This window comes from Candidatus Eremiobacterota bacterium, from assembly GCA_031082125.1.
Taxonomy (GTDB): Bacteria; Vulcanimicrobiota; CADAWZ01; order CADAWZ01; family Ess09-12; genus Ess09-12.
Map to the genome: position 1 here is coordinate 122,557 of JAVHLM010000012.1, position 14,679 is coordinate 137,235.

17 protein-coding genes are annotated in these 14,679 nt (G+C 55.1%); 5 read left to right on the forward strand and 12 right to left on the reverse strand.

The window, feature by feature from the left end:
• Positions 1 to 368 precede the first annotated feature (368 nt).
• Together treS and RDV48_14920 are read left to right on the forward strand one after the other, a co-directional pair.
• Positions 369 to 2,510 carry a maltose alpha-D-glucosyltransferase gene (treS, locus tag RDV48_14915; GenBank protein MDQ7824090.1) on the forward strand — a complete coding sequence of 714 codons (2,142 nt, stop codon included), beginning with the start codon at positions 369 to 371 and terminating at the stop codon, positions 2,508 to 2,510.
• A complete protein-coding gene (locus RDV48_14920) occupies positions 2,507 to 3,472 on the forward strand; it encodes an NAD(P)-dependent oxidoreductase (protein ID MDQ7824091.1) in 966 nt (321 codons plus the stop codon). Before treS ends, RDV48_14920 begins: the two co-directional genes overlap by 4 nt.
• 16 nt (positions 3,473 to 3,488) lie before the next feature.
• Here RDV48_14920 and RDV48_14925 read toward each other — a convergent pair whose 3' ends face one another.
• The 8 genes from RDV48_14925 to RDV48_14960 all read right to left on the reverse strand — a co-directional run bounded on the left by RDV48_14925 (position 3,489) and on the right by RDV48_14960 (position 10,051).
• A complete protein-coding gene (locus tag RDV48_14925; GenBank protein MDQ7824092.1) occupies positions 3,489 to 3,920 on the reverse strand; it encodes a dTDP-4-dehydrorhamnose 3,5-epimerase family protein in 432 nt (143 codons plus the stop codon).
• Positions 3,907 to 4,992, reverse strand: a complete 1,086-nt coding sequence (gene rfbG, locus RDV48_14930) for a CDP-glucose 4,6-dehydratase (GenBank protein ID MDQ7824093.1) — start codon at positions 4,990 to 4,992, stop codon at positions 3,907 to 3,909. The genes RDV48_14925 and rfbG overlap by 14 nt, the downstream gene beginning before the upstream one ends.
• A gap of 20 nt (positions 4,993 to 5,012) precedes the next feature.
• Positions 5,013 to 5,885 carry a glucose-1-phosphate cytidylyltransferase gene (locus RDV48_14935; protein MDQ7824094.1) on the reverse strand — a complete coding sequence of 291 codons (873 nt, stop codon included), beginning with the start codon at positions 5,883 to 5,885 and terminating at the stop codon, positions 5,013 to 5,015.
• Positions 5,886 to 5,908: 23 nt separating this feature from the next.
• Positions 5,909 to 7,204 (reverse strand): MFS transporter, encoded by a 1,296-nt coding sequence (locus RDV48_14940; GenBank protein MDQ7824095.1) that lies wholly within the window; start codon positions 7,202 to 7,204, stop codon positions 5,909 to 5,911.
• A 26-nt stretch (positions 7,205 to 7,230) separates the two neighbouring features.
• Positions 7,231 to 8,265, reverse strand: a complete 1,035-nt coding sequence (locus RDV48_14945) for an alpha/beta fold hydrolase (protein MDQ7824096.1) — start codon at positions 8,263 to 8,265, stop codon at positions 7,231 to 7,233.
• Positions 8,266 to 8,286: 21 nt separating this feature from the next.
• The gene (locus tag RDV48_14950) at positions 8,287 to 9,249 is read right to left on the reverse strand and encodes a hypothetical protein (protein MDQ7824097.1); all 963 of its coding nucleotides are present in this window, start codon (positions 9,247 to 9,249) and stop codon (positions 8,287 to 8,289) included.
• A 35-nt stretch (positions 9,250 to 9,284) separates the two neighbouring features.
• Positions 9,285 to 9,719 (reverse strand): lipocalin-like domain-containing protein, encoded by a 435-nt coding sequence (locus RDV48_14955; protein MDQ7824098.1) that lies wholly within the window; start codon positions 9,717 to 9,719, stop codon positions 9,285 to 9,287.
• Between the two features lie 65 nt (positions 9,720 to 9,784).
• Positions 9,785 to 10,051, reverse strand: a complete 267-nt coding sequence (locus RDV48_14960; GenBank protein MDQ7824099.1) for an acylphosphatase — start codon at positions 10,049 to 10,051, stop codon at positions 9,785 to 9,787.
• Between the two features lie 211 nt (positions 10,052 to 10,262).
• Here RDV48_14960 and RDV48_14965 point away from each other — a divergent pair, with 211 nt between their 5' ends.
• Positions 10,263 to 10,760 carry a zinc ribbon domain-containing protein gene (locus RDV48_14965; GenBank protein MDQ7824100.1) on the forward strand — a complete coding sequence of 166 codons (498 nt, stop codon included), beginning with the start codon at positions 10,263 to 10,265 and terminating at the stop codon, positions 10,758 to 10,760.
• Between the two features lie 31 nt (positions 10,761 to 10,791).
• Here the strand turns inward: RDV48_14965 and RDV48_14970 are convergent, their stop codons facing one another.
• A complete protein-coding gene (locus RDV48_14970) occupies positions 10,792 to 11,271 on the reverse strand; it encodes a hypothetical protein (protein MDQ7824101.1) in 480 nt (159 codons plus the stop codon).
• A 266-nt stretch (positions 11,272 to 11,537) separates the two neighbouring features.
• On the opposite strand from RDV48_14970, the gene RDV48_14975 reads away from it, so the two are divergent.
• Positions 11,538 to 12,293 carry a carboxypeptidase-like regulatory domain-containing protein gene (locus tag RDV48_14975; GenBank protein MDQ7824102.1) on the forward strand — a complete coding sequence of 252 codons (756 nt, stop codon included), beginning with the start codon at positions 11,538 to 11,540 and terminating at the stop codon, positions 12,291 to 12,293.
• A 58-nt stretch (positions 12,294 to 12,351) separates the two neighbouring features.
• Positions 12,352 to 12,807, forward strand: a complete 456-nt coding sequence (locus tag RDV48_14980; GenBank protein MDQ7824103.1) for a hypothetical protein — start codon at positions 12,352 to 12,354, stop codon at positions 12,805 to 12,807.
• Between the two features lie 82 nt (positions 12,808 to 12,889).
• Here the strand turns inward: RDV48_14980 and sigH are convergent, their stop codons facing one another.
• From sigH to RDV48_14995, 3 genes are all read right to left on the reverse strand, one after another.
• Positions 12,890 to 13,531: an RNA polymerase sporulation sigma factor SigH gene (gene sigH / locus RDV48_14985; GenBank protein MDQ7824104.1), complete on the reverse strand. Its 642-nt coding sequence runs from the start codon at positions 13,529 to 13,531 to the stop codon at positions 12,890 to 12,892.
• Between the two features lie 232 nt (positions 13,532 to 13,763).
• The gene (locus RDV48_14990; protein ID MDQ7824105.1) at positions 13,764 to 14,342 is read right to left on the reverse strand and encodes a hypothetical protein; all 579 of its coding nucleotides are present in this window, start codon (positions 14,340 to 14,342) and stop codon (positions 13,764 to 13,766) included.
• Positions 14,343 to 14,452: 110 nt separating this feature from the next.
• A complete protein-coding gene (locus RDV48_14995; GenBank protein ID MDQ7824106.1) occupies positions 14,453 to 14,581 on the reverse strand; it encodes a hypothetical protein in 129 nt (42 codons plus the stop codon).
• Positions 14,582 to 14,679 lie beyond the last annotated feature (98 nt).

The window sequence follows — 14,679 nt, forward strand, 5'->3', positions numbered from 1 at the left end:
GCAGCCCGCTAAGGTAAAAAGCCGCCGGCACTGACACAATAAAATAGGCTTGCTCACCCGCAAACCTGTTATATTCAATTACTCCCTCGCGGAGCCTGTTATGTTGTCTGCTGTAATGTTTTCTTGCGGCACGCCTTGTATTTTCTTCATTATAATCTTATCATCATTACCATTCTTTGTCAATATTACCTGCATGCAAGGCCTGGATCATCATTGAAGTGACGGGGACAACTTTCCTCGAAAGATGCTGTCCCGGCATTCGTGAAAAGAGCTGTCCCGGGTTTCTTACCGGTTCTCCGGAAGAGGATCATGGCTGTCTCTCCAGAAAGTACCTCTGCCCCGAAATGCACGAAAGAAGGTGTACTGCTATGAAAAGGTCTCTCGCGATCCTTGCCCTCCTCGCTGTCACCATGACAGCGACCTATGCTCTTTCCTGGGCCTCGCCAGGGAACGACGACAGTGGGGCCGGTTATTTCAAATGGCTCGAGGAGCGCTCGATGCTGAAGCAGGCCGAAATGCTGTCCCGGCAATCAGCAGGATCAGGAAAGCTGTGGCAGCACCCCTACGCCCTGCCGCAGCCGCGGAAGGCTTCAAAATGCGCCTCCGTGTGGTTCACCGCCTACCCGGCGGCCACCATCACCTCTCCGGGGAAATCGATCATAGCCACCCTTGGCGACGAGGAGCTCTGGAAAACCTTTTCCGAGATAGGCATAAGGGCAATGCACACAGGTCCGATGAAGAGGTCCGGCGGCATAAGGGGGAGGGAATACACACCCACTGTTGATGGCAACTTTGACCGCATAAGCATGGAGATAGACCCCGCATTCGGCGCTACGGAAGAATATGTCGCCATGACACGGAACGCCGGGAGATACAGCGCCGTCATCATAGGCGACATTATCCCGGGGCATACGGGCAAGGGGGCGGACTTCCGCCTTGCAGAGCGCGGGTACGGCGATTATCCCGGCATCTTCCACATGGTTGCCGTAGATGAGAAGGACTGGGGCTTGCTTCCTCCCGTGGCGAAAGGCAGAGACTCTGTGAACCTCCCCCCATCGGCTGTTGATGAGCTCAGAAGCAGGGGCTATATAGCAGGGCAGCTCGTGCGCACCATATTCTATGAGCCGGGGGTCAAGGAAACCGACTGGAGCGCCACTGACATTATCGAGGGCGCCGATGGGAAAAAGAGGCGCTGGGTATACCTCCACTATTTCAAGGAGGGGCAGCCCACGCTGAACTGGCTTGACCCCTCCTTCGGCGCAGAGCGCCTGGTCATTGGCGATATGCTCAACTCCATGACAGTCCTCGGGGAGAAAATGCTGCGGCTTGACGCCAACGGCTTCCTGGGCATAGAGAAGGCTCCCGGCGAAGGGCGTTCCTGGTCTGAGGGCCATCCCCTTTCGGTAACCTCCAACGAGATTATCTCGATGATGGCAAGAAAGCTCGGCGGCTTCACCTTCCAGGAGCTCAACCTTACCCTCGAGGACATAAAGACCATGGCGGCAATGGGTGCCGACCTTTCCTATGATTTCGTGACGCGCCCCGCCTACCATCACGCCCTTGTGACAGGCAACACGCAATTCCTGAGGCTCATGTTCTCCCTCATGAAAAAGTATGGAATTGACCCGGCAGGCCTCATCCATGCCCTGCAGAACCACGACGAGCTCACCCTTGAGCTCGTGCATTTCTGGAGTGCTCACGGCGACGAGATATTCCGTTACGGTGACCGCGAGATAAAGGGAAAGGCCCTCCGCGAGGAAATCCGCCGCCAGATGTTCGACAGACTCATAGGCCCCGCCGCCCCTTACAACCTGAAAGCCTCAAACGGCATTTCCTGCACGACAGCCAGCCTCTGCGCGGCAGTTCTGGGCGTCAGGGATCTTCAGAAAATGACTGCCGCAGAGAAGGAAAAAATAAAGAAGCTCCACCTGCTCCTGGTCATTTACAACGCCTTTCAGCCCGGTGTTCTGGCCCTCTCGGGGTGGGACCTCGTGGGAGCCCTTACCCTTCCTTCCAGCCAGGTGAAGGAACTGCTTGCTGACGGCGACACGCGGTGGGTCAACAGGGGCGCCTACGACCTTATGGGGAAGGCTCCGTCGGTGGCAAAGTCCGCCGTGGGGCTTCCCAGGGCGGTGAGCCTCTATGGCTCCCTGCCCCTTCAGATGAAAGACCCTTCATCGTTCGCCCGGAGCCTCCAGAAGATGCTCAGGCTCCGTGAGAAGATCCGCATCGCCGAAGCGACGCTGCTCGAGGTGCCTGCCGTGAAGAGCAAAAGTCTCCTGGTCCTCATCCACGCCCTCCCTGACGGGGGCGGCACCGAGGTGACAGCCATCAACTTCGGCCAGGCGCCTGTCGAGGAGCCTGTCACTCTTTCCGGAGCACAGGGTCTTGACGTAACAGAGCTCCTGGAAGGCAGGAGCGAAGGGAAAATCAGCAGCACAGGGAGCTTTCTCTTGAAACTGGGGGGCTACGAGGGGAAGATCCTTCTCGCGGCAGCAAGAGGTAGATGAAAACCCTTATTGTGACAGGTGTTACGAGCTTCGTGGGGTGCCACCTCGCATGTTTTTTTGCAGGGGAAGGCTTCCAAGTCATCGGGACCGTCTCGGGGGGGAAGTCGAGCGACAGCGGGACGGCAGCGGCGCGGCTCGAGCTTATGGCAAAATCAGGCGCAGAGACCGGGACCCTCGACCTGACAGAAGAGTCCTCCATAGCCTCTTTTGTGGGACGGCACAGGCCCGATTTCTGGATCCACCATGCCGGGTGGGCCAGGGACTACCGGAGCTTCAGCTTTGATCTCGCCAGGGCCCACTCCGTCAATGTGGCCCCCCTGGGGGCCCTCTATGAGTCTCTGGAGAAAAACGGCTGCAGGGGAGTCATCATCACGGGGACCGAGAGCGAATATGGCGTCAGCATCAACGCCCACAGGGAAGACGAGATCCCGATGCCTGCCACTCCCTACGGGCTCTCGAAGCTCTCCGAGACCATCAGGTCATTCCAGTTGGCCCATTACCACAGGCTCCCCACAAGGGTGGCCAGGCTCTTCATTCCCTACGGCCCCCTCGACTCCCCCCTCAAGGTCATCCCTGCCACCATAAGGGCCCTTGCGGAGAAAAGGGAGATGGAGCTCTCCTCCTGCGAGCAGCTCAGGGATTTCCTCCATGTGGACGATGTGGCCCGGGGCTACAGGGCCCTGGTCCGCGACATCGAGGAGTGCATTTCCCTCTTTGATATTTTCAACCTCTCAAGCGGAAGGGCAAAATCTCTCAGGGATGTCCTCACGGCCATAGCCGACGGCCTCTCATCTGACAGGAGCCTCCTCAGGTTCGGGGCCTTGGAGCAGCGTTCCTCTGAGGCACCCGTCTGCTACGGAGACACCTCGAAGGCCGAGGGGGTCCTCAAGTGGAGCCCCGCCCCCTTTGAAGACGGGATACGGAAGTACCTCAAGCAGTATAAGGAGCTGGGCACTCTTTGACAGACTATTCCTTATCTCACCACTTATAGGGGATTGAGGGATCGTCGCTCTGCTTCCTGTGATCCTCCTCGGGCGGGCAGATATGGGTAGCGCAGTCTGCCAGGATGGCCTTTTCCGTCCCCAGAGCCTGGAATCCATACCAGATCCCCGGGGGAATGATGACAAGGCAGTAGTTTTCAGGGCCTATGATGATCTCCTCAATTTTACCCGCCGTGGGGCTCTCAGACCGCTCATCGTAAAGGACTACCTTCATGAGGCCCTCGATGACAGCCAGGTTCACCATCTTCTCGCTGTGGAGGTGCCAGGCCTTCACCGCGCCGGGATAGACGACGGAAAAATAGATCTCCCCGAACTGCCTGAAGTGGCTCTCGTCACAGCGGAGCATCCGCATTATCTTTCCTCTCTTGTCGTGGACCTGCTTCAAAGGTATGACACTAATCCCATGCATTGAGGTTCTCCTTGAATGCCTTCTGGTAGTTTTCTATCTGCGATGAGGTGAAATCCCAGATATTCCTTCCTTCGTTGAAGGCCTTGTACCAAAGGACCGTCTGCTCCAGTGAGTCATCGTAATGCCAGGTGGGCTTCCACTTCAGGTAATGCCAGGCCCTGTCGCAGTTGAGCTGCAGCAGCATGTCCTCGTGGGGGGCCTTGGGAGGGGTATGGACCTCCATCTCTCCCCTCCCCCAGATCTTTATCACGCGCTCCACAAGTTCCTTTACGGTCTTGTTGGAATTCTTGTCAGGCCCGAAATTGAAGCCATAATGGAAAACCTTATCGGGCTCGGCGTAGAGAAGATACCCGAGATGGAGATAGCCTCCCAGGGGCTCGAGAACATGCTGCCAGGGCCGCGTCGAGCGGGGGTTCCTCACAATGATGGGCTCGAGCTTTCTGAGGGCTCTTATGCAGTCGGGGATGATCCGGTCCTTGGCCCAGTCTCCCCCGCCGATGACGTTGCCGGCCCTCGTCGTGGAAGCCTTGAGAATGGCCTTTTCCTTGAGGAAGGAGAGGTAATAAGAGTGAAAGACAAGCTCGGCGCAGCCCTTGGAGCCGCTGTAGGGGTCGGCGCCGCCAAGTGAGTCGGTTTCTCTGTAGCCCCATTCCCATTCGACATTCCTGTAGCATTTGTCTGAGGTGATGAATACCAGGGCCCGGGCAGTCTCGTTCTCCCTCACAGCCTCGAGAAGATTCACGGCGCCCCCCACGTTGGTATCGAAGGTGCCTCTGGGGTCCCTGTAGGCTTCCCTCACCAGGGCCTGCGCCGCGAGGTGAAAAATGAAATCGGGCTTCGCGCTTTCCAGGGCCTTCTTCAAAGATCCGTATTCCCTTACATCTCCTTCAATGTGAGTGATGCGGCTCTTCAGGTCCAGAAGCTCGAAGTGGGAGTCCCCATAGGCGGGGGGAAGGGCGTAGCCCGTCACCTTCGCGCCCATCATGAGAAGCCACGTGGCAAGCCACGAGCCTTTGAAGCCCGTGTGGCCTGTGATAAAGACGTTTTTCCCGCGGTAACAGTCATTGAACATAAGCGGACCTCCTTGGGGTGTCACCAGATTTTCCAGGGCGCCTTGCCGCTGTTCCAGAGCTCTGTCAGGTAATCCAGGTCTTTCTTCGTGTCCATGCAGTGCCAGAAGCCCTCATGCATGTAAGGGACAAGCTGCCTGTCGGCAGCCAGGCGCTCCAGGGGCTCCTTCTCAAACGATGTTCCATCGCCGTCAATATAGTTGAGGACCTCGGGCTCGAGGATGAAAAACCCGCCGTTTATCCACCCTGCCTGCACGGGCGCCTTCTCCTGGAAGTTATGGACAAGCCCGTCCCTTATATCAAGGGTGCCGAAGCGCGCCGGGGGATGGACACATGTCATGGTGGCAATCTTCCCATGGCTCTTGTGAAACTCGAGCTCTTTCTGGATGTCCACGTTGGAAACGCCGTCTCCGTATGTGAGGCAGCATGTCTCCCTGCCGACAAAGTCGGCAAGACGCTTGATGCGCCCTCCCGTCATGGTCGTGGGCCCCGTGTCCACCAGGGATACTTTCCAGTCCACGAAGACGGGATCTTCGTGGGGCACTGAGTGGACCTCGAAGGGAACAGCCCTGTATCTTCTCTTGTCAGGGTCATCATGGGGCATGTTCTTGTAGTATTCACGCATGACAGGATCGACATGGACCTTCCATTTTCCTGTCCCCAGGTCCACGGTGAAATCGGCGTTGATGGCATGGAACTGAAGGAAATAGCTTTTCACCGCCTCGGCCCTGTAGCCGCATGCCACGACGAACTCCTTGTGGCCATAGTGAGCATAGATATTCATGATATGCCACAGGACAGGATACCTCCCGATAGGGACCAGGGGCTTGGGTATAAGCTCTGTATGCTCAGCGAGCCTAGTGCCGAACCCCCCGGCCAGGATAACCACTTTCATGCTTGATACCTCCTTCTCATCATTTAATTGACCTGCTCCGGCCGGCTGCCAGTCATCTCTCTACTCACTCTCAAGACCTGGTCCCCGTAATAAGGGACGGTGCGGAAAAACAGCAGGCTTGCCAGGAACAGCACCGCCGTGAAGACCATATTCCCGAAAACCGAGCAGGCCTCGATAAAGCTGGCGAAAAAGGACGAAGCGAACCACGCCATGGCGATAAGCGACGTCGTCGTGCCCATCACCCAGCCCTGCCTGTCGCTCCCTGCCATGTCTGAAAACATTGTGATAATCGTCCCGTAGGAAAAGCACACCGTAATAGCTATCGGCAGGGGGAACAGCCACATGATGCCCCTTCCCTGGGGGAGGACAAGAGCAAGAATCTCAAGCCCCGTGAGGAGAAGACCTGCGAAACAGATATGCTCTGTCCTGAAGAACTTCTGGATGAATGGCAGTATGAGCCCGTAGGAAAGGCAGAAGCCTATCCCCAGAATTGACATGAAGGACGCCACTTCGCTTGAGGTAAAACCATGCTTCTCAATAAGGAAGACGGAGACAAATGAAAAGAAGCATCCCCATGCCATCTGCATAAAGAGGAATGAGAGCGATATCTGCCTGATTGAGCGCTCCCTGAAGGCCGAGAAGAAGTCCCTTATCCCCTGGGTGAGGTCCTGAAAAGAAAAGGAAAAACCGGGGAGGGCCGCGGCTTTGTCTCTGTAAAGGAGCCACAGGAAGAAGAGGTTTGCAAGCGACAGGGCTGCCACGGTATAGAGCGGGAGGGAGAAGCCGAAAAGAGGCGAGATTCTGCTGTCGGAGAGGTAGCCTCCCAGGGCAGGGCCCATTATGAAGCCGAAGGAGGAGAAGAGAAGGGTCATGCTCAGGTTGAAGGATTTGTCCTGCGGGGAGCTTGCATCCACGATGGCAGCCTGGGCCATGGCCTGGCTTGCCGATGTCGCTCCCTGGATGACCCTCCCGATGAAGAGAGCCACGACGCTCCTCAAGGCGATTGCGGCGCCGATGAGAAAGTTACCCACCACAAGGCCGCTGCAGCATATGACGAGGACTTTTTTCCTGCCCGCCAGGTCGGAAATACGCCCCAGCAACGGTGCCATGAAGAGAACTATCAGGGGGCAGACGGCAATGGCAAAGCCATAGACAAGCTGATTGTAACGGGAAGGTGACCCTGTCATCAAGACGGCGGTCCTGGGATCAACAAGCGCCGACGAGAGCACCGGCGCAATCATTGAGAAGGCCATCGCGTCAATGAGTATGAGGATAAAGAGCGGAAAGGACCTGAGAAGCAGGAGAGTGTTCTGCTTCATGAGGCTATTCCGGCTTTCCCGTCATCTCAGGAGAGGGAGTCGATAAAGTCTGCAATAGTACGATCCGCCTTGTCAATCTCAAAGACGCAACCCAGGTGGCCCAGCGCCGAGTAGTAGGTGAAAAGCTCGCCGCGGGGGAGCTTCTTCACAAAGGGCTTTATCATCTCCTCAACAGGGGCCATGATGTCGCCCCTCTCTATGCCGGTGACAAGAACTCTTGTCTTTATCTCGCCGATTCTTTCCATGATGGGATCCGCCATTATGCATTCAAGCTGCCATAAGAGATCGTTGGCATCGAGGACCATTCCATGGCGCAGCTCCTCCCTGAGCCTCTTATCGATGAGCTTCAGGCTCCCGAACTGGGACTCAAAATATTCAAAGGACAGAAGCCACGGGAAGAGCGCCATGTAGGACATGGCGAGGCCCATGCGAGGAGGGTCCTTATAGCGGCCCTCCTGGTAGGCCGGATCTTCCAGCAGGAGCCTCCTCAGGCAGTCAAGAACGGCAAGGCTCCTGCCGCATGGAAAGCCGGGGCTCACGATGACGGCGCCGCAGGCGAGGTAAGGATAACGGTCAAGCAGAGTAAGGCACTCGACGCCGCCTCCGCACTGTCCCAGCAGCACCTTGAGCTCCCCGATGCCAAGGTGGACCGTAAGGAGCTCATAGAGGGCCCTCGCGAGATCACCCATCGAATAGCGGGGAAAATCAGGGCCCAGGCCCGTCGTGGAAGGCGAAGCAGAACCAGGCACCCCCAGGTTGCAGGGAGACACGATAAAATATTTCTCCCTGTCAAGCGCTTTACCCGGCCCTAAGATGCTTTTCCAGGTCTCGACGGCATAGCCGTCGCTTCTCCAGCCATGGACAAACATCACGGCATTGGTGATGATACCCTTTTCGTCTCTCTGCGGGTTCCCCAGGGTGGTGTATTCAATCTTCACCTCGGGAAGCCTCATCCCTCCCTCAAAAGTGAAGTCCCTCATCGTGAAAAACCGGCTGTTCCGCTTCAGCTCCCCTGCAAGCCCCACAGGCTCCTTTTCGGGCGGTGTTGCGTTCTTTTTCATTATATGCCTTTCAAGCTGCTGCTAATGGCCCTCTCCAACCCACGTGGGAGCCTGCCAGCCCGAGAGCTGCGGCTCTTCGTTCCTGATGCCGATCTGGTAGTCTCCCTCGCGGTACTTGAGGTTCATCTCCCTGGTCCCGCCTTCAAGAGTCATCACCTGCCCCGTTTTCTGCTTCTTGAAATCGTCGCTTGAGCGGTGTATCACCCTGAGCTTCGTATAGGGAAGGTAAGGCTCGACAAGGACTTTGTTTCTGCTGTCATAGACAGGGAGGCACTGGTGGCAGAGCCAGTTGTACTCTGCCGGAAGGAACTGGATATTCTTCCTGTCAAAATCCTGGAAATGGTCAAAGATGGCGATATTGAGCGATGCCTGCTCAAGGGTGTGGTGCTTGGCCTTTTTCAGGGTGATCCTGATCTCGTCGGTCCACATATCCCAGAGAGGTGAGTCATCTCTCATGGCGAAGACGCCGGTGTTGAGAATCGGCCAGTCCCGGTATTTCCTCGCATAGCTTTCATCCCTGCAGTCCGTCATTATAGTGATAATGAGCTGCCTGAAGCCCGAACTGGACAGGTAATTATTGGTGTAGGCCCTGTGTATCTCTGGCGTGACGGCAATGGCCCCCGTTCTTGCCCCCTTCACGTAGGTCTCGATGCCGTCCCAGTCCTGGACCCAGGCATCACCATCCAGCTGCATGTAGACCTTGTAGCCGGGAAAATACTTCCGTATCAGGGGCCTTGCAAGGATTCCCTTGAAGGGGTAAGCGAAACCGTCTGAGTCAGAAAAGCCGAACTCCCACTCGGGCTTCACTATCGAGTCCACCTGTCCGTTCAGCCATTCTTTCTGCTCATCGGTGAGACCCAGGTCAAAGAGGGAGATATCGACGCTCCTGCCCTGTGGTTTTTCCCTTATTGAGAGAATGGTGCCCACGGCAAAGTGGAAAAACTCTGCGCTTGAAGCCGTCACGATAGTCACTTCGTTTTTCATGGTAAGCCTCTTCCGATATTTTTACCTTATTTTTCTCAGCACGTCCTTGCAATTTCTCGCTCCCATGTCATGACAAGGGGCGCTTTGCCTTCCCCTTCGGGTGTCGTGAGTGTGAGCCTGTTTCTCTCAATCCTGAAGGTGCGGACATGCAGGGCTCCCATCCACTGGGGAAGCTGGCTGATCCTCACCTGGCAGATCAGGGTGTCCTCCCTGACCTCATAAGAGCCGCAATATGAGCGGTAAAGAGCGTCGGCCTGCTGGGCAAGGCCAATCTTCGAGAGGGGGGCGCAGGACTCGCAGCCTGTTCGGTCACCGCGGACAATCACCACCGACATGAAGCCGTCATCAGTGAAAAGCATGTAACCCCTTGGCTCTTTCCCGTAAGGCAGCTCCACGATGCCGTCAGGGTACATCATTTTGTAGGAAACAAGCCTCCATGTGCCCGCTAAAGGATTATCCTCAGCCATCATCGTTCCCCTCTTTCATTTCATTGGCCAATCGAACCGCCTGTCGGGACAAAAAGCAGCAATATTCTCTAAAAACGGACGCCGAAATCGCTGAACTCCCCGCTGACATCGCCCCATCGGAGATCCTCATGCTGGATATACGCCCGGAAAAAGCCCCTGAGGCGCTCAAGGAAACTGGCGAGAACCTCGTCATCGGCCTCGGCGACAAGCTCCACCCTCCCGTCAGGAAGGTTCATCACCCAGCCTTTCACGCCAAGCTCCCTTGCAAGCTTCCTTGCGGTATGCCTGAATCCCACACCCTGCACAAGCCCTGAGAAAAAGCAATGAAGCTGCATGCTCAAGATTTTCACCCCGGTCTTCATTTCTTGAAGCGCGGCACAAAACCCTCCCTCTGAAGGATTGGAGGCTTGCCGGGGGCTGCTGCTCACATTTATACTCAAGAGCATAACTGACGACAGCATTATATAATAATGCGCGTCAGTATAAAGGATAAGGGGAGTCTTTCCCGAAGGTACCCTTAGTTCCGGCAGAATCGGGGAAATGATCTTGAAATGTTTTAAGTGCGGGTACGAGAACCAGTCGGGAACAAGGACATGCGGCCGCTGCAGCACCAAGCTTCCGCAGTTCATGAAAGGCGCCGAGGCAAGACCCCCCACGGCAATACTCACCTCTCTGAGAAAACTGAAGGACGAGGTGCTCCGCCAGAGAATCACCAGGGAGGCCCTGGCGCAGACCCTCGAGCAGATGCTGCTCCACATGGAGGCCACCAAGGAAAAATTCAAGGAAACGAGCAGGAAGATCACCGACGAGCACCTGGCGGCACAGCACATCAAAACGATAACGGCAATGGATATGCTGATAGGCGCCACCGAGGAAGTGGCACAGTACGTTGAAGATGGCGACATCCGCCATGTCCTGAAGGGCCTGGAGCAGGCGGAAATCGCCGATGTGGATTTTCAGGACGCCCTCAGGATGGAGCACAAAAACGCCCTCACCTTCAAGAGGACCACCATTGTGCTCCCGCCGAAGCCCCCAAAGGACTGACTCCCCCGGGGGAGCCTTTTGTCCGCGTCTTTTATGCTATCAGCGAGCAGGCGTCATAGCTCAGCTCAACACAGTCATCAACGAGCATTGATGAGAGGTACACATGGCCACCACCGGGGCGAAGCTGACGCACTCGCGGCGCAAAACGCTCCTTGAGCTTGGGCGCAAGCTTTTCCTTCATCTCAGAATCATTCATGATCAGCCTTGCAAGCATCTTTTTCACTTCAGGATCCAGCAGCTCCCTCACGCGCTTGTCCTTGAGGATCATTACGGCAACCTTGGACGAGAGGCCCTGGGAGGCCTGGGAGCCCCGGGAGGCTTTGGAAGGGGCGGGACTCTGGGGAGGCTGGGGCTTGCGGATAGTCACCCTGTCCCTGGTGCCCTGGTCATGGATGAAATCTATCGTCTCTTCTTCGCCGTCGTCGCCCTTGCCAGAGTTTCTGCCAAGGATATCTGAAACCTTCACCATCAGGTCGTCAAGGGTGCGCTCTCTTTCTGAAAATCCTGTCATGTCGTTCATCCCCTTTTTCTCTGCCTTCACCCTCATGATAGCGCCTGGCCATAAAATGGAAATCAAAGAAATCTCAGAAAAAACTAAAAAAAGTAACCATCGGGGGAACAAAAAGTAAAATTAATTTCATAACTCTCCATCTCTTCCCTGGCAATTTACAAATTGGAAACAGGCGGTCCGGAAATGAGTCGATATTGTAACACTATTCCGCCAGATGTTAACATTTTATAAATAGCCATGACATCTTTCTCGGGTATAATAAGAGTATGATGAAATCTCTCTCATCAGCGCTCATCGTCTTATGTTTCATTGTGGCATTACCGGGGATGGCAGCAGCGCAGTGCAGCGCCCCTCCCCCATGGTATCCGCCTGATCCGCTTGCCATGAAAGGCGTGGAGCACTATGTCGTAGTGGTGCCTCAGGGGGCCTCTTCATCGGTACTTGACCGCCTCCCTGGGACTGTCTGCGGGAAAGTGGTCCCCCGCCGGAGCGACGGGAACCCCGACACTTCAGGAGAGATAGGAGGCGCTCTTATCACGCTCCATGATGGCAATGCCACCAGAGAGACAGTCTCCTCGTGCGACGGCACTTTCAGCTTCCAGGGCATCCCGCCCGGTGCCTACCCTCTCACCATAGAAGCACGGGGTTACCATCAGGGCAGGGGCCAGATCCTCGTGGAAGGAGAGAGGGCGCGGAGCGTCCTTGTGGGCCTGATGCCGCGGTTTCACCAGACAGAGACACAAAAGGGGTACATCAACATCTTTGCCTACGGGAAGGAAAACAGCGCCGGGAAATGGATGGCCGTCACCTCAATAAGGGTCCATCAGCGGGGGAACTATTCAAGGCGCTGGTCTGATTCCTTCGGAACTTACTCAGGCGATTCTTACAAAAGTCTCTACTGCACGGGAGCACCTGTGGGAAAATATTACACCGTCGAGGTGCTGTGGAGTGACGGCACCTGTCGCACCCAGTCCTTCTGCCTCTCCTCAAAGTTCCGCGATATCAGCATATACCCCTACTAGCAGGAAAGGCTTCCTTTCCCTCAGAAATACCTTCTCATCACATGACCAAGGGGGTCCTATGAAATATTATTACCTGACAGCCATTCTTATTATCAGTATGTGCCTCGCTTTTACAGGAGAGGCTTCGGCCCAGCGGCGAAGGAATCCTGTGCCTGCAGACTCGCCGCAGGTGCAGACACAGCGAAGTGCAGCCTCGGGCAAAGTGTCGCTCGCCATTACCAGCAAAAGCTCAGCCACCACGTCAAATCCCTCTGAAGTGATGCATGCCCTCAGCGTGCAGTTCACCAACAATGGGACTTCACAGGTGCAGTTCACGTCAAACTGCCTTTATCTTCTTGACTCTGCAGGAAGAAAGTATTTACCCACGCGGAAAGTCTTTGCCGAGACGCTATTCCTGCAGCCGGGAGAGTCAAAGACCATCGACAGGATATACTTCATGACCGCACCGGACACCAGGGTGGAGAGCCTTACCCTCTTCAGGGGCACAGTGATACTGGGGACCACAAGGTTTTAACTGAAACAGCGGAAGGAAAAGCAAAACCAGCTTATATTTCTGCGTTTCTTTGTCAGTAGCATTCAATGGACCGGGGAAAAAATCAGGCGTGCTTCTCGCCCAGGGTCTTTTCAATCTTCCGTTTCACACGCTGCAGGGCGTTATCAATGGATTTCACGTGGCGCTGCAACTCCTTGGCCATCTCCTGGTAGCTCTTTCCTTCCAGGTAGGAGAGGAGCACCTGTGACTCCAGATCGCTCAGGTTTTCCTGGATCTTTTCCCTCAGGTCGTCGGAGAGCTCGTGGCTTATGAAGACTTCCTCGGGATCGGTGATCTTGGTGCCTGAGAGAATGTCAAGCATGGTCCTGTCAGAATCCTCGTCGTAGATGGGCTTGTTGAGGGATATGTAAGAGTTGAGGGGGATGTGCTTCTGCCGTGTCGCGGTTTTGATGGCGGTGATTATCTGCCTGGTGATGCAGAGCTCTGCAAAGGCCCTGAATGAGGAAAGCTTGTCGGCGCGGAAATCCCTGATCGCCTTGTAGAGGCCAATCATCCCTTCCTGGATGATATCCTCCCTGTCGGCGCCCACGAGAAAATAGGACTTGGCCTTAACCCTGACAAAATTCTTGTACTTGTTGATGAGGTATTCGGTGGCTATTTCCTCGCCGTTCTTGGCAAGCTTGACGATTTCCTCGTCAGATTCCTGGTTAAGACTTGCGATACACTGGGGAGATGTTCTAAGCACCTTTTTCTCCTCCGGGGTACAAGTTTGGTGACATCTTTATCTATTATATAGACCGTTTATAAATAAGTCAAGCCTTTTTGACATTTTTTTAAAAATAAATCCCGCTAATTCTGAGGCGTTGTTATGCTCTTCATGAGTGCTCCCTGCAAAACATACCCATGGAAGAGCAGGAAAAGTCCCTTCACTTTTCTCTCAGAAGCTTCCTGAGCTGTGGAGCCCTCACCATGACTTGTCAGCGCTTGACAGGAATCAATTCAAAGGAGTTGATCACTTCCTCATAGAGGCTCTGTACCTTGTTCTCCTTGAAAGCTCCATAGCGGCCGGAGACGGTGAGCTGATAGCTGCGCTCATTCCCGAATGCGTAAAGGAACCAGCTGTGCGACTCATCAAGGGGCTTCTCGTCAGGGGAGCCCGGCTTGCGGATTGCTTCCCTGCAGCGGAATGCATAGACCTTTTTGCTGACAGGCTTCATTTTTACCGCAAAAACATTGGTAAAGTCACTTTTCTCCTTCATGCTCCTGATGTTACCGTCATAAATGGCCTGGGAGCTGATGCCCTTCATCTCCGTCACGTTCACATAGATTCCAGTTATACCGCCGCCGACAGAGGGGCCGATCCATGAGGTGCCGGCGCCCTTCCTGTCCAGGGTGAACTCTGCAGGTATTTTCAGGCTGTAGCCATTGTAGCCGTCAGTGAAGACATTGTACTTCCCTGAGAACCCCGCGCCAGGCTGGGGCTCCTGGGGGAAAGCCGCCGTGCGGAAAGCGGCGAGAAGAGCCAGGATCAGAACGGGAATAAGAGATCTCTTCATGGTATATGCTCCTTTTTCAGCATTGGTTATTGAGTATATTATTGCAGATAAAAATGCCCGGGTCAAGGAAAGGGCGACAGAGGAGATGGCCCATCGGGCAAGAATCCTTTTCATATGCGCTCCAGCCATTTATGAAAGAAAGGAGACTGCCCCGTGAAACTGCTTATCACCTTCTGCCTCACCTTCGCGCTTATTGCTTTTTCAGGACTCCCCGCCTCTTCCCAGGCGCCGGTGGTCACTCCCTCTCCTCAGTCCATTCAAATGCCATCGAATTCTGTTTCACCATCGAATTCTGTTTCACCATCGAATTCTGTTTCACCATCGAATTCTGTTTCAC

Excerpts from the sequence above, each read along its gene's own strand:
- treS (MDQ7824090.1), top strand. The coding sequence starts at position 369 with ATGAAAAGGTCTCTCGCGATCCTTGCCCTCCTCGCTGTCACCATGACA.
- RDV48_14920 (MDQ7824091.1), top strand. The coding sequence starts at position 2,507 with ATGAAAACCCTTATTGTGACAGGTGTTACGAGCTTCGTGGGGTGCCAC.
- RDV48_14925 (MDQ7824092.1), bottom strand. The coding sequence starts at position 3,920 with ATGCATGGGATTAGTGTCATACCTTTGAAGCAGGTCCACGACAAGAGA.
- rfbG (MDQ7824093.1), bottom strand. The coding sequence starts at position 4,992 with ATGTTCAATGACTGTTACCGCGGGAAAAACGTCTTTATCACAGGCCAC.
- RDV48_14935 (MDQ7824094.1), bottom strand. The coding sequence starts at position 5,885 with ATGAAAGTGGTTATCCTGGCCGGGGGGTTCGGCACTAGGCTCGCTGAG.
- RDV48_14940 (MDQ7824095.1), bottom strand. The coding sequence starts at position 7,204 with ATGAAGCAGAACACTCTCCTGCTTCTCAGGTCCTTTCCGCTCTTTATC.
- RDV48_14945 (MDQ7824096.1), bottom strand. The coding sequence starts at position 8,265 with ATGAAAAAGAACGCAACACCGCCCGAAAAGGAGCCTGTGGGGCTTGCA.
- RDV48_14950 (MDQ7824097.1), bottom strand. The coding sequence starts at position 9,249 with ATGAAAAACGAAGTGACTATCGTGACGGCTTCAAGCGCAGAGTTTTTC.
- RDV48_14955 (MDQ7824098.1), bottom strand. The coding sequence starts at position 9,719 with ATGATGGCTGAGGATAATCCTTTAGCGGGCACATGGAGGCTTGTTTCC.
- RDV48_14960 (MDQ7824099.1), bottom strand. The coding sequence starts at position 10,051 with ATGCAGCTTCATTGCTTTTTCTCAGGGCTTGTGCAGGGTGTGGGATTC.
- RDV48_14970 (MDQ7824101.1), bottom strand. The coding sequence starts at position 11,271 with ATGACAGGATTTTCAGAAAGAGAGCGCACCCTTGACGACCTGATGGTG.
- RDV48_14975 (MDQ7824102.1), top strand. The coding sequence starts at position 11,538 with ATGATGAAATCTCTCTCATCAGCGCTCATCGTCTTATGTTTCATTGTG.
- RDV48_14980 (MDQ7824103.1), top strand. The coding sequence starts at position 12,352 with ATGAAATATTATTACCTGACAGCCATTCTTATTATCAGTATGTGCCTC.
- RDV48_14990 (MDQ7824105.1), bottom strand. The coding sequence starts at position 14,342 with ATGAAGAGATCTCTTATTCCCGTTCTGATCCTGGCTCTTCTCGCCGCT.